Raw genomic sequence first — 20,059 nt, forward strand, 5'->3', positions numbered from 1 at the left:
GGGGTAGAGTTAACATGCGCTTAGATAAATTTTTAAAGGTTTCAAGGTTAATTAAAAGAAGAACGCTGGCAAAAGAAGTGTCAGACCAAGGAAGAATTGAAATCAACGGCAAGGAAGCAAAGGCAAGTTCCACGGTAAAGGTCGGAGATGAATTAACACTCCGCCTCGGCCCTAGGAGAATTACCGTCAAAATTGAACGAATTCAGGAGACTACCCGTAAGGAAGAAGCAGCGGAAATGTATACAATTCTAAAAGAAGAACGCGTTGGCTATTCCGAGGAGCAAAACGACTAATGATGTTCTAATTCTTTTACCTCACACATAGAAATGTACAAAAAGGTTGTACAAATAGAAAAGCTCAAGCGCCTTGGCGCTGAAGCTGGACAAATGATTGTGAGGGATGAAGGATGAGCCAATATTATGATAATACTCCTGCTAAAAGCAGTATTCCTGACCATGATGTGATTATGAGAGGGAGAAAGCTTCTAGATATTACCGGTGTAAAGCAAGTGGAAAGCTTTGATAATGAGGAGTTTTTATTAGAAACTTCAATGGGCTTTTTAGCGATCAAGGGACAAAACCTGCAAATGAAAAACCTCGATGTTGAAAAAGGAATCGTTTCAATTAAAGGGAAAATATTCGATTTGGTCTATCTTGATGAACACCATGGGGAGAAAGCTAAAGGATTCTTTAGCAAGTTATTCAAATGACCCTTTCCGCGCAATTTCTGACGATGCTTTCTATGATTGGCATGGGGTCATTATTTGGCGCCATGCTTGACACGTACCATCGGTTTTTAAAGAGGCCCCATCGAAAAGGCTGGATTGTATTTTTAAATGATCTGTTATTTTGGATGATTCAAGCCTTACTAATATTTTACGCGTTATTTTTAGCGAATAACGGAGAATTGCGGTTTTATATTTTTGTTGCTCTTCTATGTGGCTTCGCCGCCTATCAAAGCTTATTAAAAGCGATGTACCTGAGGCTCCTGGAGCTTTTGATTGAGACTGTCATCTCCGTCTCCCAATTTACAAAAAGAACTTTCCTCCTCTTAATTTATAAACCAATTGTCGGACTGATCCAGCTTGTCATCGCCATCCTATTAACATTTGGCAGGGGGTTATTATCCCTTGTCAAATTTATTTGGAAGGTCCTTCTTTATATCCTGAACGTGCTATTTGTCATTGTAAAGAAGATTTTGTTTGTTTTTTGGAAACTTTTGCCGAAAGGTATTAAAAAATTCGTCGAGAAGTTATATAATAGAACGGCAGGAAAATCCAAGGAAATCGTGAATTATATTAGTAAGTGGATGGACAAGTTGAGAAAAAGAAAAGAGTAAGGAAGGATATAAATGGGAGCAGAACGACAAAAAGCAGTATCAAAAATCCAAACAGCTTATGTCCAACAGCAGGAATATGCTGAAATTGCATCAGCCCGCAGGAAAAAGCTGCTTCTCAGAAGGCTGTCGCTGTTTTTTGTGTTTGTCTGTTTGCTTTCTTATTTTATGATATCCAGTTATCTTTCCCAAACAAGAATCTTGGAGGCGAAAGTGGCGGAGAAGCGGAAGCTTAATCATCAGCTGGCAGATTTAAAAAAGCAAGAGAAGATATTAAAAGAGAACATCGTCAAATTAAATGATGATGATTACATTGCGAAGCTTGCCCGCAAAGAGTATTTTTTCTCGGACAAGAACGAAATAATCTTTAATATTCCAGACGAAAAGAAGGAAAAATGAACCAATAAGTAGTGTTATTGACACTCAATTTTCCCTTTCTGTATAATATATAGTAAGTTGATTTTTAAATTTTTAAGGAGGAACATTTTTTTTATGTCAATCGAAGTAGGCAGCAAGTTACAGGGAAAGGTGACAGGCATTACTAATTTCGGAGCGTTTGTGGAGCTGCCGGATGGTTCAACAGGACTCGTTCACATCAGTGAGGTCGCAGACAACTATGTAAAAGATATTAATGACCATCTTAAAGTTGGCGACCAGGTTGAAGTGAAGGTTCTTAATGTTGAGAAAGACGGAAAGATTGGACTATCCATTAAGAAGGCTAAATATAGACCGGAACCAGAGAAAAAACATTCGCATTCCCATTCACAACGTCCTCGTCAGGGAAGGGCAAACGATCGTAATAATAATAGGCCGGAATCCTTCGAGCAAAAAATGGCAAGATTCTTAAAAGACAGTGAAGATCGTTTATCTTCCCTAAAGCGGCACACCGAGTCCAAGCGTGGCGGAAGAGGAGCTAGACGGGGTTAACTTGCTGCAGACTTTTTAAACAAATAGAGCAGGCTTTACAAAAAGACAGGTCATAATGGCCTGTCTTTTTTTAGCTAATAAGAAAGTATAAACTTTCTGTCGAAAGCTTTATACTTTCTTAACGCATAAATTCAACTACCCCTCTGTCTTCGTCCTATCGGACTCGCCAATCGGCGAGTTTTCATTTATGTACCAATATATATTAAAAACTTTGAAATAATGACAGCAAATTAAGATAGATAATATTATTTGAATGAAAATAGTGAAAACCGTCGAACGATTCTTTGAACTCGTTCACTATTTTGACAAACTTTTAAATCTAGCAAACTTATAATAGATTCTAACAATAATGAATCGGGAGTGTGGATATATGGAAAAGCCAAATGCGAGTTTAATAGAACCGATCGGGGAAGTCAATCTTCACACGCCAAAATGGAATTTGAACTATGGATTTAAAAAGCTTCAATTTATGCTAGAGTCCTTTTTCATCAAAAAAGGATTTCTATTATTAATCGTAGGATTTTTACTTGGACGAGCCCTGATATTGGCAAAGCTGACTCCGTTTAGTCTGCCCTTTTTTGCCGCTGTTTATTTTATTAAAAAGGATCGGGCACCGCTTGCCTTGATTGGACTGGTTACAGGGGCTGCTACCCTGTCATTAGGAAATGCCGCCTTTACCTTTATTGTCACTTTTCTGTTCTTATTCATTTACCGTATCAGTCAAAAATGGTTGAACAATGAGATGAGAGCGCTGCCCTTTTTTGTTGGGATTATTTTAGGGCTTTCGAAATTGGCTGAAGCCTTTATTCTCTCCCGAGCAATAACCCTTTATGATGTCATGATGGTTGGGGTTCAGGCCAGCCTTGCTTTTATTTTGACGATGATTTTCCTGCAGAGCATACCACTGCTAACGGCTAATAAACGCAGGCAGCTATTAAAAACAGAAGAAATCGTCTGCTTGATCATCATGCTGGCTTCGATAATGACGGGAACGATTGGCTGGAAGGTCTATGATCTATCGCTTGAACATGTCTTGTCCCGTTATTTGGTGCTCGTCTTTTCTTTTATAGCAGGGGCAACAGTCGGATCAACGGTTGGAGTTGTCACTGGTCTAATTTTCAGCCTGGCAAGTGTGTCGAGTTTCTATCATATGAGTCTATTAGCCTTCTCAGGTGTTTTAGGGGGTCTTCTCAAGGAAGGGAAAAAGATTGGTGTATCAGTCGGCTTGTTTATCGCTACCCTGCTGATTGGCATGTACGGTGAAGGGGGCGGCTCACTACTGTTGACAATCTATGAAACAGCGGCAGCTATTTGTTTATTCCTATTAACACCCCAAAGCTTAACCTCCAGACTGGCAAAGTATATACCCGGAACACCCGAGCATATGGCTGAGCAACAAAAATATATGAGAAAAATGCGCGATGTAACGGCCCAAAGGGTTTCGCAATTTTCAAATGTCTTTCATGCCCTCTCCAAAAGCTTTTCACAAACGGATGCATTTCCTGTTGAAAATGAAGATGAGCGGGAAATGGATTACTTCATGAGTCATGTAACCGAAAAGACATGCCAAACGTGCTTTAAAAAAGAGCAGTGCTGGGCAAAGAATTTTAGTACAACCTATGCCTGCATGGAGGAAATTATTCATGAAATGGATCAAAACGACGGCAATATTTCTTTAAGGATGTCAAGAGAATGGGAAAAGCTTTGTTCGCGGCCGAAAAAGGTGTATGAAACAATTGCCCAGGAACTGACTTTTTACCAGGCCAATATAAAATTGAAGAAAAAAGTACATGAAAGTCGAAAGCTGGTTGCGGACCAACTTTTAGGTGTTTCTGAAGTGATGAACAATTTCGCCAAGGAAATCCAGCGTGAGCGGGAAAATTACTACAAACAGGAGGAGCAAATCATGGAGGCCATGCAAGGATTTGGCATCCATATTGAACAGGTGGAAATTTACAGCTTGGAGCCGGGAAATGTTGATATTGAAATGTCTGTTCCGTTTTGCAATGGCCACGGGGAGTGTGAAAAGTTAATTGCTCCCATGCTGTCCGATATTCTTGGGGAAACGATTGTGGTTAGATTGGAGGAATGTGCAACTTATCCAAATGGCTTCTGCCATGTTGTCTTTAGGTCTTCAAAGGCCTATACGGTCGACACGGGTGTAGCCCATGCTGCCAAGGATGGCGGTTTAGTGTCTGGTGACAGCCATTCCACGATTGAACTGGGACTTGGAAAAATGGCACTCGCCATCAGTGACGGAATGGGGAATGGCGAACGGGCTCATTATGAGAGTGATGAAACACTAAAGCTGTTGCAAAAAATTCTCCAATCAGGCATTGAAGAAAAAATCGCCATCAAATCGGTTAACTCCATCCTCTCACTGCGGACAACCGATGAAATATTCTCGACATTGGACTTGGCGATGATTGATTTAAAAAACGCATCTGCCAAATTTCTTAAAATAGGATCTACGCCGAGCTTTATTAAAAGGGGGAAAAAAGTCATTAAGATACAGGCAAGCAACCTGCCGATGGGAATTCTTCAAGATTTTGAGGTAGATGTAGTGGATGAACAGTTAAAGGCAGGGGACTTGTTAATTATGATGAGCGACGGTGTCTTTGAGGGGCCGAAGCATGTAGAAAATTATGATTTATGGATGAAACGGAAAATCCTTGAATTGGAAACAGATGACCCTCAAGAGGTAGCTGATTTAATCCTAGAAGATGTGATTCGCTCCAAATCGGAAATAATTGACGATGATATGACCGTCATGGTGGCAAAGATCAGACATAATACACCGAAATGGGCAACTATTCCTGTTCAAAAGATGAAGCGCCAAGCGTAACTAATTATTTTACACTGGATTCTGCTAATTTATGTATAAATACTTTTTCCCTCGTCGACAATGATACCAATTCATTTGTGGAGGGAGAAGGTTATGTACACAGGGAAGATTCGCCAAATCCTATTAATTACAGATGGCTGCTCCAATCAGGGTGAGGACCCGATTGCGATGGCTGCACTAGCTCATGAACAGGGAATAACCGTCAATGTCATTGGTGTAATGGAGCATGATGTGATTGATGAAAAAGGAATGACAGAAATAGAAGGAATCGCTGCTTCAGGCGGCGGCGTGAGCCAGATAGTCTATGCAGAGGCGCTCTCACAAACGGTTCAAATGGTCACAAGAAAAGCAATGAACCAAACCATCCAAGGGGTGGTAAATCGGGAATTGCAGCAAATCCTCGGCCGTTCCAAGACAATGGAGGACCTGCCCCCGGAAAAAAGAGGCGAAGTGATGGAGGTTGTCGACGAACTCGGCGAGACTGTCGAATTAGAGGTGTTGATTCTTGTCGATACAAGCGCGAGCATGAAGCAAAAGCTTCCGACCGTAAAAGAGGCGCTGCTTGACCTTTCACTAAGCTTAAACGCAAGGACAGGAGATAACCAATTTTCTGTTTATGTATTTCCCGGGAAAAAGAATGATGTCGAAAGATTGCTGGATTGGACGCCAAACCTACAAAATTTGACAAGCATCTTTTCCAAATTGACCACGGGGGGAATAACCCCGACAGGGCCAGCCATCCGGACTGCTTTAACGTCCTTTAATCAAAAACGATCATTAAGGAGTCTCCTATCAGACGATGATGAATCATACATGGAAGAATCAATATAAAATCAGTCCGGGAACAAATGTTACAGGGAGATGGCATTCCAAACAATATAAAATCATAAAGGAACTAGGATTTGGAGCAAACGGGGTGGTCTACCTTGCAAAGAATAATAATACACAGGTCGCTCTAAAAATGAGCGATAACGGTATGTCCATCACGTCTGAGGTAAACGTTTTAAAATCCTTTGCAAAGGTCCAGGGCCAAGAAACCCTTGGGCCTTCTTTGTTTGATGTCGATGATTGGCAAGTTGGCAGAGGGAACTCCCGCCCTATTTCGTTTTATGTGATGGAATATATTCAGGGACCCGATTTGCTGTCCTTTTTAGAGCAGAAGGGAAAATCATGGATGCCGATTTTGTTCCTGCAATTATTAAGTGATCTTGATAGGCTGCATGGCAGCGGCTGGATTTTTGGGGACTTAAAACCGGAAAACCTGATTGTGACTGGCCCTCCTCCGAAAATCAGGTGCATTGATGTCGGCGGAACAACAATTGAGGGAAGAGCCATTAAAGAATTCACGGAGTTCTATGATCGCGGCTATTGGGGCTTGGGCTCCAGAAAGGCCGAAGCAACCTATGATTTGTTCTCGGCAGCGATGATGATGATTAATACTGCATATCCTAAGCGTTTTAAAAAAACAACAGGCGGAATAGAGCAATTAAGGGAGTCGATTCGTTTAAAACCGGAACTGCATCGCTATGAACGGGTTATCCTAAAGGCTTTAATGGGACATTATCCTAGTGCCAGCCAAATGAGATCAGACCTATTGGACACCATCAGCGACCAGCCAAAAAAGGATTCCAAACCGGTATCCAAGGGGGTCAGACCCGGCCAGCATTCAGCACAATCCCCAAAAGGGAATATTAACATTTCCCGCCGCGATTTCCGAAAGAAAAAGAAAAAAAGCGGCTGGCTGGAATTTTTCTTTATTGCCATAGTGCTAAGTGTATTGTATGGGCTATATATTTTTTTAAAACTGCTTTAAATGAAAACTCGCCGATTGGCGAGTCCGTAAGGACGATGACAGAGGCGTAGTTGCATTTATGCGTTAAGAAAGTATAGAATTTGAAAAAAATTTATACTTTCTTATTAGCAAAAAAATGAAACTTTTTTATTCTTTCTCCGTAAATAACAAGAGTTCAGGTTTTTATGAAATATTTCTTTTTCAAATGGGCCTATAATTTTGATAGTTACTCTAAAAGAGTGGTATTCTAAACTTAAGTTTTTCTAAAAACATTGATTTTAGAGAGTGTGTATCTGTATGTTAGAAGCCAAGGTTGAGGACTTTCTTAACCGGCATTCATTTAAGCTTAAAGATAAAAGAATTGTTGTCGGGGTTTCAGGCGGGCCTGATTCGTTGGCGCTGCTCGACTTCCTGCTAAGGAAGAAGGAAAAACAGAACCTGACGATTATAGTTGCCCATGTTGACCATATGTTTCGCGGCCAGGAATCCTATGAGGATGCTATGTTCGTTAAGGAATTTTGTCAACAGTATGGAGTTCCTTTTGAAATGATCCGGGTTAATGTAACGGACATCATGAAGAAGGAAGGGAAAAGCTCACAGGTAGCTGGCAGGGAAGTACGATACTCCTTTTATTCGCAAGTTATGGAAAAGTATCAAGCCCCCTATTTGGCTCTTGGACATCATGGTGATGATCAAATCGAAACGATTCTCATGCGCTTTACAAGGGGCAGTACAGGATTGGCTAGGGCTGGCATTCCTTTCTCCCGCCCCTTCCATTTCGGCACAATATTTCGCCCGTTCTTATGTATAACAAAGCGTGAAATTGAACAGTATTGCCAAAAGCATCAGCTTACACCAAGAATCGACCCAAGCAATAAAAAGGGTGTATACAGTAGAAATCGGTTTCGCAGTGAAGTTCTTCCTTTTTTAAAATCGGAAAATCCTCTTGTCCATGAACAGTTTCAGCGATTTAGCGAAGACCTGCAAGCGGATGAATCGTTTCTTCAGGAATTAACGATTGAAAAAATGAATACAGTAGAAAAACAAAGGAAAGCCGATAAAATTTTGATTGACATTGGGAGATTTCGCGAATTGCCTTTGCCTTTACAAAGAAGGGGTATTCAACTAATATTAAACTATCTTTACAAAAAAAGGTGCGCAGATCTTTCAGCCATCCATATCGACCAAGTTTTTAATCTAATTCAGCGCGGCGGACCATCGGGGAAATTGGATTTTCCGGGCGGGTTAAAAGTAATCCGTTCTTATCAGGAATTATCCTTTGAATTTAAGCCCGTTAAAGTGGAACAATACCTTTTTGAGGTGAATGAGCCTGGAATGATTAATCTGCCTAATGGCACCACTGTTAAGGCAGAGTATACCGATTTGGGTATTGCTGATATTCCTGCCAATATGGCGGTGTTTGACACCGAGAGAGTAACCTTTCCGATTATCATTCGGACAAGAAACAAAGGCGATCGAATGACCTTAAAAGGGATGACAGGTTCCAAAAAGTTAAAAGATATCTTTATTGACCAAAAAATCCCGCTTCATGACAGGGATACATGGCCGGTCATAACAGACAGGGAAGGGAGTATCCTATGGCTGCCAGGTCTTAAAAAGTCATCATTTGAAGGTATAGAAATGTCAGCTAAACAATATATACTACTTACATATATTAAGTAAACATCTTCTAGGGGGCACACTAATAATGAACCAGGATATTAAGGAAGTATTAGTATCAGAAGAGGAAATACAAGAAAAAGTAAAGGAGTTAGCGGCTCAATTAACCGAGGAATATAAAGATCGCTTCCCCCTTGCAATTGGAGTCTTAAAAGGTGCATTGCCTTTTATGGCTGATTTGTTAAAACGAATGGATTGCTATTTGGAAATGGATTTTATGGATGTTTCCAGTTACGGAAACGCGATGGTTTCCTCCGGAGAGGTAAAAATAATTAAGGATTTGGATACATCTGTAGAAGGAAGAGACATCCTAATTATCGAAGATATTATCGACAGCGGTTTAACACTCAGCTATTTAGTCGATTTATTCCATTACCGTAAGGCAAAATCCATAAAAATTGTCACGCTGCTGGATAAGCCGGCGGGTAGAAAAAGCAAGATACAAGCTGATGTTGTTGGCTTTATTGTTCCTGATGAATTTGTGGTAGGTTATGGATTGGATTACATGGAAAAATACCGGAACCTTCCATATATTGGCGTTTTAAAGCCGGAAGTATATAGCAAATAATCATTAATCGAAACCAAAAAATGAGGCGTTATTCTCGCTGTCCAAAACCTATTATGGCGAGGGCAATTCCTTGAATTAACAGGATTTTCTATGATACTATTTAATATAGTCTTTACCCGCGGGAGGAGGTAAGAGATGAATCGGATTTTCCGTAATACCATCTTTTATTTATTAATATTTTTAGTCATTATTGGCGTAGTCAGTTTTTTTAATGGCAGCAATGAACCAACCGATCATATTTCCTATGATAAGTTCGTAACACAACTGGAAAATGGTGAAGTTAAATCATTTTCGATGCAGCCTGAGCGGGGAGTATATGAGGTTCGTGGAGTGTTGGAAGCTGGGGATAAAAAATTTATTACCTATATTCCAAACAGCGAAAAAATCCTTGATCGCATTGATAAAGCTGATTCCAAGGTAGAAGTAATGCCTGCTAAAGAAACAAGCGGCTGGGTAACTTTCTTTACTTCGATCATTCCGTTTGTGATTATCTTTATTTTATTCTTCTTTTTATTAAACCAAGCCCAAGGCGGCGGCAGCCGAGTTATGAACTTTGGGAAATCAAAAGCAAGACTTTATAACGACGATAAGAAAAAGGTCCGTTTTAGAGATGTTGCCGGTGCAGATGAAGAGAAGGCCGAGTTAGTGGAAGTCGTTGAATTCTTAAAAGACCCTCGTAAGTTTGCTGAGCTTGGCGCGCGGATTCCTAAAGGAGTTCTGTTAGTCGGACCTCCAGGAACTGGTAAAACCTTGCTTGCCCGGGCAGTAGCCGGTGAAGCAGGCGTTCCGTTCTTCTCGATCAGCGGTTCTGATTTCGTAGAAATGTTCGTCGGGGTCGGTGCATCCCGCGTGCGTGATTTGTTTGAAAATGCGAAGAAAAACGCACCATGTATTATTTTTATCGATGAAATTGATGCTGTAGGACGTCAGCGTGGTGCCGGTCTAGGCGGCGGGCATGATGAACGCGAACAGACATTGAACCAATTGCTTGTCGAAATGGATGGCTTTGGTGCCAATGAAGGAATCATTATCATTGCAGCTACCAACAGACCAGATATTTTAGACCCTGCATTACTTCGTCCAGGACGTTTTGATCGTCAGATTACGGTAGACCGTCCGGATGTCAATGGCCGTGAGGCAGTGCTTAAAGTCCATGCCCGCAATAAGCCTTTGGATGAAGCTGTTAATTTAAAAAATATTGCGATGCGTACACCTGGTTTTTCAGGTGCAGACCTGGAGAACTTATTGAATGAGGCAGCCCTTGTTGCCGCCCGTCAAAATAAAAAGAAAATCGAGATGGTTGATATCGATGAAGCAACTGACCGCGTGATTGCCGGACCAGCGAAAAAGAGCCGGGTCATTTCAGAAAAGGAAAGACGGATTGTTGCTTTCCACGAAGGCGGCCATACTGTTATCGGCTTAGTCCTGGATGAAGCGGATATGGTTCACAAGGTAACGATTGTGCCGCGCGGGCAGGCAGGCGGTTATGCCGTGATGCTTCCGAGAGAAGACCGCTACTTTATGACAAAGCCAGAATTGCTTGATAAGATTGTTGGTCTATTAGGCGGACGGGTTGCAGAAGAGATTGTGTTTGGTGAGGTAAGCACCGGCGCTCATAACGACTTCCAGCGTGCGACCGGCATTGCCCGTAGAATGGTTACGGAATTTGGAATGAGCGATAAGCTTGGGCCGCTCCAATTTGGCCAGGCGCAAGGCGGTCAGGTGTTCTTAGGACGTGACCTTCATAATGAACAAAATTATTCTGATGCCATCGCCTATGAAATTGACCTTGAGATTCAACGGATTATAAAGGAATCTTATGAAAGATGCCGACAAATCCTTACTGAAAATCGTGATAAACTTGACCTTATTGCAAAAACCCTGCTAGAAGTGGAAACACTAAATGCAGAGCAAATTAAGTATTTGATTGAAAATGGCCATTTGCCGGAAAATCCTGCTGAATTAGAATCTGTTCGCTTAGATACTAAAAAAGCAGATGATGTGAAGGTAAATATTAACATGAAAAAGGATGAAGACGTTAAGGAAGATGCTCCTAACGATCCTGAAAATAAATAAAATGAAGAAGAGTGCTTCAGCAGAAGCACTCTTATTTTTTTTCACCCGCAATGTAAATATGGTATTATGTTTGCATATAAATGAAAATTTCCTAAAAAGTGAGTGATAGATGTGATTTTCGTTATTGATGTGGGGAATACAAATATTGTCCTTGGTGTTTACAAAGGAGAAGAGCTGAAATACCATTGGCGGGTAGAAACAAGCCGGAACCGTACAGAAGATGAATTCGGGATGAATATTAAGTCTTTGTTTGATTATTCAGGCCTTGCTTTTTCTGATATAGATGGAATTATTATTTCATCTGTTGTTCCGCCAATCATGTTCGCCTTAGAGAGAATGTGTCATAAGTATTTTCATGTGAAACCGCTGGTTGTTGGTCCTGGCATTAAAACAGGCCTAAATATTAAATATGAAAACCCTCGTGAGGTTGGAGCAGACAGAATTGTAAACGCTGTTGCAGCGATCCATGAGTACGGCAGTCCATTAGTAATTGTTGATTTCGGAACAGCCACTACCTATTGCTATGTAAATGAGGAACGCCAGTACATGGGCGGTGCCATTGCACCGGGAATTGGCATTTCTACTGAAGCTTTGTATTCAAGAGCAGCAAAGCTCCCGCGTATTGAGATTGCCCGTCCGGAAGGAGTTATTGGGAAAAACACCGTTGCTGCTATGCAGGCTGGCATTGTTTATGGCTATGTTGGACAGGTTGAAGGCATTGTTAGACGGATGACAGAGAATAGTGAGAAAAAGCCGACTGTTATTGCAACTGGCGGGCTTGCCAGTTTAATTGCTCAAGAGTCAACCGTTATAGATGTAGTCGATCCATTTTTAACTTTAAAGGGGCTTCACCTTATCTATAAACGGAATATGGATAATATAAAGAATAGCAACTAGAAAGGGGTTTAACATGAACGATTATTTAGTTAAGGCGCTTGCCTATGATGGAAATATAAGGGCATATGCCGTCCGCACGACGGAAACAGTCAGTGAGGCGCAAAGACGCCATCAAACATGGAGAACGGCTTCAGCCGCGCTTGGCCGCGCAATGACCGCAGGGGTGATGATGGGGGCGATGCTTAAGGGCGACGAAAAGCTGACCATCAAAATCGATGGCGGCGGCCCGCTTGGTCCGATTCTCGTCGATAGTAACGCAAGCGGTGAGGTGCGCGGATATGTGACCAACCCAGAGGTTGATTTTGAATCGAACGAGCATGGTAAGCTTGATGTCCGCCGCGCGGTCGGAACGGACGGGACATTAGCGATTGTAAAGGATATTGGCCTCAGGGATTTCTTTTCGGGCCAGGTTCCGCTTGTTTCCGGAGAACTCGGAGAGGATTTTACATATTATTTTGCAACATCTGAGCAAGTCCCGTCCTCAGTAGGTGTGGGTGTCTTGGTGAATCCTGATGATTCCATTCTGGCAGCTGGCGGCTTTATCCTGCAAATCCTGCCTGGAACAGAAGATGTCGTTATTACCAAATTGGAGGAACGGTTAAAGACGATTCCACCTATTTCGAAATTGGTGGAAAAGGGTTTAACCCCTGAAGAAATTTTAAATGAACTTTTTGGACAAGAGAATGTGAAAATCTTGGAGACCATGCTGGTCAAATTTCAATGCACTTGTTCAAAACAGCGCTTTGCTGATGCCATCGTCGGATTAGGTGCCCATGAGATTACCGCGATGATTGAAGAGGATGGACAGGCAGAGGCTCATTGCCATTTCTGTAACGAGAAATACCTCTTTACTAAAGAAGAGCTGGAGGAATTGAAAGAATCAGCTAAATAATCGTTTATGGGGAGAGAATTAGGCTTGGGGAAAAAGCAACTGTGGATGGTAATCGCCGGCCTTATCATGCTGAATTGTTTAACCATCGCCTTTTTTCTGGCAAAGGGAACCGGAGATGGCGGGACTGCAATAAATGATGAAGCTGTGGCAACCGTGGGGAAGCAGTCAGTTACAAGGCAGGAATGGCTAAATGAATTGGAAAAAAGATATGGGAAAGATATCTTAAAAGAGTTGATTGACCAAAAGGTTATTCGTGAGATGGCAAAGAAGTATGACATTAAAATCTCAGACCAAGAGGTTGAACGTGAATTTCGGCTCTTGCAGGCCACGAATAGCGCATTCAGCCAAAAAAGTCAGCTGGATGAGAAAAGGTGGAAGGAACAAATTCAGGACAGTCTTCTCCTGCAAGAGCTTTTGACAAAAGATGTAATCATTTCTGATAAAGAATTACAGAGCTATTACCAAAAGAACAAGGATTTATACGATGTCCCGGAAATTTATCATCTATCCCATATTGTAGTGAAAACCAAGGAAGAAGCGAATAAGGCGATAAAAGAATTGGCGCAGGGGTCGAGTTTTTCAGCTTTGGCCATGGAGCGTTCCATTGATGAATTCTCTGCGAATGAAGGCGGAGATATTGGATATATTAGTGATGGGGATGAGCGATACCCAGAAAGTTATATTGACACGGCAAAAAAATTAAAGAAAAAAGCTTATAGTAAACCCTTTAAGATTGACGATGGGTACGCCATCATCAAAATGGAAGACAAAATCAGCGGTAAAAAGTACTCCTTCGACGAGGTTAAAAAACAAGTCCGCCGCCAATTGGCCTTAGAGCAGATGAAGACCCCAGCCTCTGCTTCTTCCTTCTGGAAAGAAGCCAAGGTAAACTGGTTTTACGGGACAAATAACGAAACAAATTAAAGCACAGGAATCCATCTTGTGTTTTTCTTTTAGGCAAATCTGTTTCGGAAATTTTCACAAAATTCCCTAGTCAAAATGATTGACAAAACAAGTATAAAACTGGTAAATTCAATATATATAAATCCAATAAAAATACTCGGAATAGAATGGAGAGAGATTTCAGATGGTTCGTGTGGCAAATTCCATTACAGAATTAATTGGGCAAACACCGATTGTAAAGCTTAACAAATTAGTTGATGAAAATAGCGCAGATGTTTATTTAAAGCTTGAATACTTTAATCCAGGTAGCAGTGTAAAAGACCGTATCGGATTAGCAATGATTGAAGCTGCAGAAGAAAAAGGCTTAATCAAACCAGGTGTCGATACAATTGTTGAGCCTACAAGCGGCAATACAGGTATCGGACTTGCGATGGTAGCTGCTGCCAAGGGCTATAAAGCTGTTTTTGTAATGCCAGAAACAATGAGCTTAGAAAGACGGAATCTGCTTCGCGCCTATGGTGCTGAATTAGTTCTTACACCAGGACCAGAAGGAATGAAGGGGGCTATTGCTCGCGCAGAAGCTTTAGTTGCTGAAAACGGCTACTTTATGCCGCAACAGTTCAAAAACGAAGCAAACCCTGAGGTTCACCGCAAAACAACAGGGAAAGAAATTGTCGAGCAAATGGATCAGCTTGATGGATTTGTTTCCGGTATTGGTACAGGCGGAACTATTTCAGGTGCAGGCAGTGTTATCCGTGAAAAATTCCCTAATGTAAAAATCTATGCTGTTGAGCCGCAGGATTCAGCAATTCTATCTGGCGGTAAGCCGGGTCCGCATAAGCTGCAAGGCCTTGGTGCTGGCTTCGTGCCTGATACATTAAATACAGAAATTTATGATGAAGTTGTTCAAATTAGCACGGAAGAAGCATTTGATGCTTCCCGCCGTGCGGCCAGAGAAGAAGGAATTCTTGGCGGTATTTCTTCCGGCGCTGCTATTTCTGCAGCATTAAAAGTGGCAAAGGAACTTGGAAAAGGCAAAAAAGTATTAGCAATTATACCTGATAACGGCGAGCGTTATTTAAGTACTCCTCTATATCAATACGATGTAGAATAAGTGAACGGACAGGGGGTCGTCGGCAATTGCCGGCGTCCTCTTTTTTTTGTGTCCTAGTCCTCTTTTATTGTATGATTAAAGGATAAGAGTTTTTAGGAGGGAATGGGATGAATGCAGCTTTTGAACAAAACATCCATTGCGGGCCATACACATTGGACATGAGCAAAAAAACCATTGTGATGGGAATCCTCAATGCCACACCAGATTCATTCTCCGACGGCGGTAAATTTAATAATATTGACAGGGCTGTTGAACATGCTAAGAAACTGGTTGAAGCAGGCGCTGATATTATTGATATCGGTGGAGAATCTACCCGTCCTGGCTTTGCGGTAGTTCCTGAGGAGGAAGAAATTAAGCGGGTAGTTCCGATTATTGAGGCCATTGCCAAACAAGTTCAAGTGCCAATTTCGATTGATACATACAAAGCGGAAGTGGCCAGGCAGGCGATCCAAGCTGGTGCCCATATTATTAATGATATCTGGGGGGCAAAGGCGGATGAGCGGATGGGTGAGGTTGCGTCGGAATATGATGTTCCAATTATCTTAATGCACAATCGCCATGATCGAAATTATCGATTGTTTGTAAGGGATGTCATCAATGATTTATATGAAAGCATCGCGATTGTTAAAAAAGCGGGTGTGAAGGATGAAAATATTATTCTCGACCCGGGCATTGGTTTTGCTAAGGACTATCAAGAAAATCTGTTGATGATGCAAAATTTGGATAAGCTTGTGATGCTTGGCTACCCGGTTCTCTTGGCAACCTCCCGAAAAACGATGATTGGACAGGCCTTAAATCTGCCTGTTAATGAAAGAATGGAGGGTACAGGGGCAACCATCTGTTACGGCATTCAAAAAGGCTGCCAAATGATCCGTGTTCACGATGTCAAAGAAATGAGCAGGATGGCAAGAATGATGGATGCAATGATGGGAAAGGGTGACATGCTTGGATAAAATATATGTTAATGGTATGGAGTTTTACGGGTACCACGGCGTTTTTCCCGAAGAAACCGTATTGGGACAGCGCTTTTCTGTCGATTTGTCGGTCTCATTGGATTTAAAAGCAGCAGGTGAAACTGACGCGCTTGAACATTCTGTTCATTACGGTGAGCTTTATCAATTATGTAAGGAAGTAGTCGAGGGTGAACCTAAAAAGTTGGTCGAGGCAGTCGCTGAGAAAATTGCCGGAAGTGTCTTATTAGGATTTCCTTTAGTTGAAGAGGTTACGGTGAAGGTGATTAAGCCTGATCCTCCTATTCCCGGCCATTACGAATCCGTTGCTGTCGAGATTACAAGGAGAAGATAAAAGTGGAAAATACAGCATTTATTTCCCTTGGCTCAAATATCGGAAACCGTTATGATAATATGGCAAAGGCTATCCAAATCTTAACCAATCATCCGGGAATTCAGTTGGTAAATAAGTCCTCTATATACGAGACAGATCCTATCGGTTATGAGGATCAGGATTTATTTTTAAATATGGTAATCGAGGTTAAAACAGTCTTAAACGCCAATGAACTATTGGATACATGTTTAAAAACCGAGCAGGAACTTGGCAGGAAAAGGGAGATCAGATGGGGGCCGCGGACGATTGACCTTGACATTTTGACATTCAATCACGAAAATATTGAAACAGAGAAGCTTATCGTTCCGCACCCGCGGATGCTGGAACGGGCGTTTGTGATGATTCCGCTTTTTGAAATAAATCCAGATATTCATATTTCGGGGATGAAGAAGCCTCTTAGAGCATATATGGTTGAATTACAAGATAAAGAAGGAGTCCGAATATGGAAGCAGAAAAGTGGGGAAGGCGGATTCGAGCCTATCGGAAGCTAAAAGGTTTTACACAAGAGAGCTTTTCAAAGGAACTGGGGGTATCAGTTTCCATTTTGGGAGAAATTGAGCGGGGCAACCGTCTGCCAGCAGAGGAGCTGTTGGAGAAAATTGCGTTGTCTTTAAAAATAACCAAGGAAGATTTAGCACCAAAGGAATAGATGGATAGAAAAATTTTAGTTAAGGAGGACGTTTAATGCTGAAAATTGGCAATATTGAAATGAAGAACCCTGTCGTCTTGGCGCCTATGGCTGGAGTCTGTAATTCGGCATTCCGTCTGACGGTAAAAGAGTTTGGCGCCGGATTGGTCTGCGCCGAAATGGTCAGCGACAAAGGTATAGTTTTTAAAAATGAAAAAACAATGAACATGCTTTATATTGATGAGCGGGAAAAACCATTGAGCCTGCAAATTTTTGGCGGCGAAAAAGAAACGCTTGTCGAGGCAGCAAGATTCGTCGATAAAAATACGAACGCTGATATTATCGATATTAATATGGGCTGTCCGGTTCCAAAAATCACAAAATGTGATGCAGGTGCGAAATGGCTGCTTGATCCTAATAAAATCTATGAAATGGTTTCGGCAGTGGTAGATGCGGTTGAAAAGCCTGTTACGGTTAAAATGCGGATGGGCTGGGATGAAGACCATATCTTTGCAGTTAAAAACGCACAAATGGTTGAAAAGGCAGGCGGGAAAGCTGTTGCGCTGCACGGTAGAACGCGCGTCCAAATGTACGAAGGAAAAGCGAATTGGGATATTATCCGTGAAGTAAAGCAGTCAGTAAATATTCCTGTCATCGGCAACGGTGATGTGGAAACACCACAGGATGCAAAAAGAATGCTGGATGAAACCGGTGTTGACGGCGTCATGATTGGCCGGGCTGCACTTGGAAACCCGTGGATGATTTATCGTACGGTTCAATATTTAGAAACGGGGAAATTAATGGGCGAACCATCTGTCCGTGAAAAAATTGATGTCTGTATCCTTCACCTCGATCGTTTGATTGCGTTGAAAAACGAGGATATCGCAGTCCGTGAAATGCGCAAGCATGCTGCTTGGTATTTAAAAGGTATCCGCGGCAATGCCAAGGCGCGTAACGCCGTCAATGAGTGTCTTACACGTGAACAGCTCGTTTCCTTGTTAAACGAATTAGTAGTAGACGCAGAGGCAAAAGAACAAAGCCAGGCAATAGTAGGCTGAATTTGACATAAATTGTGCCATTTTCTATAATTATTTTGTTTGATGTTAAGGCTGCCAGTGGGTTACTGGCAGTTTTTATTGTATTCTATCTTTTTTAGATGTCTGAATTCTTCAGTTTGTGTAAAATAATAGAAGTATGCAGATGCGCGGTTTAACATGCGTTTTACATAAAATGATTAATGGAGTTGATAGTGTGAGTGAAGAATTAAATGACCAATTAAAGGTCAGACGTGAAAAAATGCATTCGATGCGGGAAAAAGGTCTAGATCCCTTTGGTAAACGTTTTGATCGTACACATAGCAGTCAAGAGTTAATCAGTCAATATGGCGAAGTTGATAAAGAAGAATTGGAAACCCTAAATGTGACTGTTGCTATTGCTGGGAGAATTATGACGAAACGTGGCAAAGGGAAAGCTGGATTTGCCCATATCCAGGATTTAACTGGCCAAATTCAATTATACGTAAGACAGGACGCAGTTGGCGAAGAGTCATATGAGATTTTTGATTCAGCTGACTTAGGCGATATTGTAGCAGTACACGGAACCTTATTTAAAACGAAAGTTGGCGAGTTATCTGTAAAAGTTGATAACTTTGTGTTCTTAACGAAAGCACTCCGCCCGCTGCCGGATAAATTCCATGGCTTAAAGGACGTCGAACAGCGCTACCGTCAGCGTTACTTAGATTTAATCATGAGCCAGGAAAGCAAAGAAACCTTTATTACCCGCAGTAAAATCATTCAATCAATGCGTCGTTATTTAGATGACCATGGTTATCTAGAGGTTGAAACACCGATGATGCATGCCATTGCTGGCGGAGCATCTGCGAGACCATTTATCACACATCATAATGCTCTTGATATGCCGCTGTTCATGCGAATTGCGATTGAGCTTCATTTGAAGCGTTTGATTGTCGGCGGTCTTGAAAAGGTTTATGAAATCGGCCGGGTATTCCGTAACGAAGGTGTTTCTACACGTCATAATCCTGAGTTTACGATGATTGAATTATATGAGGCATATGCTGACTATCGCGATATTATGAGTTTGACAGAAAACCTCATTGCTCATATTGCGCAAGAAGTATTAGGTACAACAACTGTACAGTACGGAGAATATGAAGTAGACCTCAAGCCGGAGTGGAAAAGACTCCACATGGTTGACGCCATCAAAGAATACACTGGTGCTGATTTCTGGAAAGAGACGAGCGTCGAGGAAGCCCGTCAGCTTGCGAAGGAACATGGTGTAGAAATTACTGAGCATATGCTGTATGGTCATATCGTTAATGAATTCTTTGAGCAAAAAGTAGAAGAAAAGTTGATACAACCTACATTCATTTATGGACATCCGGTTGAAATTTCTCCGCTTGCGAAGAAAAATGACGAGGACCCGCGCTTTACAGACCGTTTTGAGCTGTTTATCGTTGCCCGTGAGCATGCTAACGCATTTACAGAATTGAACGACCCGATTGATCAGCGTGAGCGTTTTGAAGCACAGTTAAAAGAACGCGAGCAGGGTAATGATGAAGCGCACGAGATGGATGAAGATTTCGTAGAGGCATTGGAATATGGAATGCCTCCAACAGGCGGTCTAGGAATCGGTATTGACCGTTTAGTAATGTTATTGACAAACTCACCATCGATTCGTGATGTTCTGTTATTCCCACTAATGCGTCATAAGTAACAATATGGAAAAGTGCTGTTAAGACAGCACTTTTCCTTTTATTTTTCAATAAAAAGAGTGAATATTTAAACTTGTATTTAGGTTTGAAAAAACTGATAAAAACTATTGCACGAAATTATTAATGGTGGTATATTAATAACTGTTGTTGCGAGACATTAAGTCTTCGACAAAAGATTTCGAAAAAGTTGTTGACATTAAGTCGATAACTTGGTATGATAAGAAAGTCGCTTTTAGGCGGCGAGTTAAATAGTTCTTTGAAAACTAAACAAACAAAAACGTCAACAAACAATAATATTCGTTTCATTTGAAACGAAGCCAACGTAAC

21 protein-coding genes are annotated in these 20,059 nt (G+C 41.6%); all 21 read left to right on the forward strand.

The genetic code is table 11. The features are described 5' to 3' along the window. Window positions 1-14: 14 nt before the first annotated feature. On the forward strand, window positions 15-293 hold the full coding sequence (locus tag ACFPA1_RS28915; RefSeq protein WP_213148320.1) for an RNA-binding S4 domain-containing protein: 279 nt from the start codon (window positions 15-17) through the stop codon (window positions 291-293). A gap of 113 nt (window positions 294-406) precedes the next feature. Beyond that, entirely contained in the window at window positions 407-709 is a 303-nt protein-coding gene (gene yabP, locus ACFPA1_RS28920; RefSeq protein ID WP_213148319.1) for a sporulation protein YabP, read from the forward strand. Continuing rightward, window positions 706-1,338 carry a spore cortex biosynthesis protein YabQ gene (gene yabQ, locus ACFPA1_RS28925; RefSeq protein ID WP_378588590.1) on the forward strand — a complete coding sequence of 211 codons (633 nt, stop codon included), beginning with the start codon at window positions 706-708 and terminating at the stop codon, window positions 1,336-1,338. Before yabP ends, yabQ begins: the two co-directional genes overlap by 4 nt. A gap of 12 nt (window positions 1,339-1,350) precedes the next feature. Next, entirely contained in the window at window positions 1,351-1,734 is a 384-nt protein-coding gene (locus ACFPA1_RS28930; protein WP_378588593.1) for an FtsB family cell division protein, read from the forward strand. 93 nt (window positions 1,735-1,827) lie between these two features. Continuing rightward, complete coding sequence (locus tag ACFPA1_RS28935) at window positions 1,828-2,262, forward strand: S1 domain-containing RNA-binding protein (RefSeq protein WP_378588596.1); 435 nt, start codon at window positions 1,828-1,830, stop codon at window positions 2,260-2,262. Between the two features lie 370 nt (window positions 2,263-2,632). Continuing rightward, entirely contained in the window at window positions 2,633-5,107 is a 2,475-nt protein-coding gene (spoIIE, locus tag ACFPA1_RS28940; protein WP_213148316.1) for a stage II sporulation protein E, read from the forward strand. A gap of 93 nt (window positions 5,108-5,200) precedes the next feature. Beyond that, complete coding sequence (locus ACFPA1_RS28945) at window positions 5,201-5,938, forward strand: VWA domain-containing protein (RefSeq protein ID WP_213148315.1); 738 nt, start codon at window positions 5,201-5,203, stop codon at window positions 5,936-5,938. Next, entirely contained in the window at window positions 5,907-6,920 is a 1,014-nt protein-coding gene (locus ACFPA1_RS28950; RefSeq protein ID WP_378588600.1) for a protein kinase domain-containing protein, read from the forward strand. Before ACFPA1_RS28945 ends, ACFPA1_RS28950 begins: the two co-directional genes overlap by 32 nt. Window positions 6,921-7,196: 276 nt before the next feature. Then, window positions 7,197-8,582, forward strand: coding sequence for a tRNA lysidine(34) synthetase TilS (gene tilS, locus ACFPA1_RS28955; protein ID WP_378588602.1), 1,386 nt, complete (start codon window positions 7,197-7,199; stop codon window positions 8,580-8,582). Between the two features lie 25 nt (window positions 8,583-8,607). Next, complete coding sequence (hpt, locus tag ACFPA1_RS28960) at window positions 8,608-9,147, forward strand: hypoxanthine phosphoribosyltransferase (protein ID WP_277398324.1); 540 nt, start codon at window positions 8,608-8,610, stop codon at window positions 9,145-9,147. Window positions 9,148-9,282: 135 nt separating this feature from the next. Beyond that, window positions 9,283-11,223: an ATP-dependent zinc metalloprotease FtsH gene (ftsH, locus tag ACFPA1_RS28965; protein WP_213148312.1), complete on the forward strand. Its 1,941-nt coding sequence runs from the start codon at window positions 9,283-9,285 to the stop codon at window positions 11,221-11,223. Window positions 11,224-11,334: 111 nt separating this feature from the next. Further along, window positions 11,335-12,120: a type III pantothenate kinase gene (locus tag ACFPA1_RS28970; protein WP_213148311.1), complete on the forward strand. Its 786-nt coding sequence runs from the start codon at window positions 11,335-11,337 to the stop codon at window positions 12,118-12,120. A gap of 13 nt (window positions 12,121-12,133) precedes the next feature. Next, window positions 12,134-13,012, forward strand: coding sequence for an Hsp33 family molecular chaperone HslO (gene hslO / locus ACFPA1_RS28975; RefSeq protein ID WP_378588606.1), 879 nt, complete (start codon window positions 12,134-12,136; stop codon window positions 13,010-13,012). Between the two features lie 24 nt (window positions 13,013-13,036). After that, window positions 13,037-13,936, forward strand: a complete 900-nt coding sequence (locus tag ACFPA1_RS28980; RefSeq protein WP_378588609.1) for a peptidyl-prolyl cis-trans isomerase — start codon at window positions 13,037-13,039, stop codon at window positions 13,934-13,936. A 163-nt stretch (window positions 13,937-14,099) separates the two neighbouring features. After that, window positions 14,100-15,029, forward strand: a complete 930-nt coding sequence (gene cysK, locus ACFPA1_RS28985) for a cysteine synthase A (protein ID WP_213148308.1) — start codon at window positions 14,100-14,102, stop codon at window positions 15,027-15,029. A gap of 107 nt (window positions 15,030-15,136) precedes the next feature. Then, the gene (gene folP / locus ACFPA1_RS28990) at window positions 15,137-15,982 is read left to right on the forward strand and encodes a dihydropteroate synthase (protein WP_213148307.1); all 846 of its coding nucleotides are present in this window, start codon (window positions 15,137-15,139) and stop codon (window positions 15,980-15,982) included. Beyond that, window positions 15,975-16,334, forward strand: coding sequence for a dihydroneopterin aldolase (gene folB, locus ACFPA1_RS28995; protein WP_213148306.1), 360 nt, complete (start codon window positions 15,975-15,977; stop codon window positions 16,332-16,334). The genes folP and folB overlap by 8 nt, the downstream gene beginning before the upstream one ends. 2 nt (window positions 16,335-16,336) lie before the next feature. Continuing rightward, window positions 16,337-16,864: a 2-amino-4-hydroxy-6-hydroxymethyldihydropteridine diphosphokinase gene (gene folK / locus ACFPA1_RS29000; protein ID WP_213148305.1), complete on the forward strand. Its 528-nt coding sequence runs from the start codon at window positions 16,337-16,339 to the stop codon at window positions 16,862-16,864. Next, window positions 16,816-17,022 carry a helix-turn-helix domain-containing protein gene (locus ACFPA1_RS29005; protein WP_213121119.1) on the forward strand — a complete coding sequence of 69 codons (207 nt, stop codon included), beginning with the start codon at window positions 16,816-16,818 and terminating at the stop codon, window positions 17,020-17,022. The genes folK and ACFPA1_RS29005 overlap by 49 nt, the downstream gene beginning before the upstream one ends. A gap of 35 nt (window positions 17,023-17,057) precedes the next feature. After that, entirely contained in the window at window positions 17,058-18,059 is a 1,002-nt protein-coding gene (gene dusB, locus ACFPA1_RS29010) for a tRNA dihydrouridine synthase DusB (RefSeq protein WP_213148304.1), read from the forward strand. Between the two features lie 172 nt (window positions 18,060-18,231). After that, window positions 18,232-19,734 carry a lysine--tRNA ligase gene (gene lysS / locus ACFPA1_RS29015; RefSeq protein ID WP_378588615.1) on the forward strand — a complete coding sequence of 501 codons (1,503 nt, stop codon included), beginning with the start codon at window positions 18,232-18,234 and terminating at the stop codon, window positions 19,732-19,734. The last annotated feature ends 325 nt before the right edge of the window (window positions 19,735-20,059 follow it).

The organism is Neobacillus sp. GCM10023253, from assembly GCF_042653105.1.
Classification (GTDB): Bacteria; Bacillota; Bacilli; order Bacillales; family Cytobacillaceae; genus Neobacillus; species Neobacillus citreus.

What these genes read in the sequence shown, in the direction of transcription:
- yabP (WP_213148319.1), top strand. Translation starts at nt 407, where the DNA reads ATGAGCCAATATTATGATAATACTCCTGCTAAAAGCAGTATTCCTGAC.
- ACFPA1_RS28950 (WP_378588600.1), top strand. Translation starts at nt 5,907, where the DNA reads ATGATGAATCATACATGGAAGAATCAATATAAAATCAGTCCGGGAACA.
- cysK (WP_213148308.1), top strand. Translation starts at nt 14,100, where the DNA reads ATGGTTCGTGTGGCAAATTCCATTACAGAATTAATTGGGCAAACACCG.
- ACFPA1_RS28915 (WP_213148320.1), top strand. Translation starts at nt 15, where the DNA reads ATGCGCTTAGATAAATTTTTAAAGGTTTCAAGGTTAATTAAAAGAAGA.
- lysS (WP_378588615.1), top strand. Translation starts at nt 18,232, where the DNA reads ATGATTAATGGAGTTGATAGTGTGAGTGAAGAATTAAATGACCAATTA.
- tilS (WP_378588602.1), top strand. Translation starts at nt 7,197, where the DNA reads ATGTTAGAAGCCAAGGTTGAGGACTTTCTTAACCGGCATTCATTTAAG.
- hpt (WP_277398324.1), top strand. Translation starts at nt 8,608, where the DNA reads ATGAACCAGGATATTAAGGAAGTATTAGTATCAGAAGAGGAAATACAA.
- ftsH (WP_213148312.1), top strand. Translation starts at nt 9,283, where the DNA reads ATGAATCGGATTTTCCGTAATACCATCTTTTATTTATTAATATTTTTA.
- ACFPA1_RS29005 (WP_213121119.1), top strand. Translation starts at nt 16,816, where the DNA reads ATGGAAGCAGAAAAGTGGGGAAGGCGGATTCGAGCCTATCGGAAGCTA.
- ACFPA1_RS28935 (WP_378588596.1), top strand. Translation starts at nt 1,828, where the DNA reads ATGTCAATCGAAGTAGGCAGCAAGTTACAGGGAAAGGTGACAGGCATT.
- dusB (WP_213148304.1), top strand. Translation starts at nt 17,058, where the DNA reads ATGCTGAAAATTGGCAATATTGAAATGAAGAACCCTGTCGTCTTGGCG.
- hslO (WP_378588606.1), top strand. Translation starts at nt 12,134, where the DNA reads ATGAACGATTATTTAGTTAAGGCGCTTGCCTATGATGGAAATATAAGG.
- folP (WP_213148307.1), top strand. Translation starts at nt 15,137, where the DNA reads ATGAATGCAGCTTTTGAACAAAACATCCATTGCGGGCCATACACATTG.
- ACFPA1_RS28945 (WP_213148315.1), top strand. Translation starts at nt 5,201, where the DNA reads ATGTACACAGGGAAGATTCGCCAAATCCTATTAATTACAGATGGCTGC.
- spoIIE (WP_213148316.1), top strand. Translation starts at nt 2,633, where the DNA reads ATGGAAAAGCCAAATGCGAGTTTAATAGAACCGATCGGGGAAGTCAAT.
- yabQ (WP_378588590.1), top strand. Translation starts at nt 706, where the DNA reads ATGACCCTTTCCGCGCAATTTCTGACGATGCTTTCTATGATTGGCATG.
- ACFPA1_RS28930 (WP_378588593.1), top strand. Translation starts at nt 1,351, where the DNA reads ATGGGAGCAGAACGACAAAAAGCAGTATCAAAAATCCAAACAGCTTAT.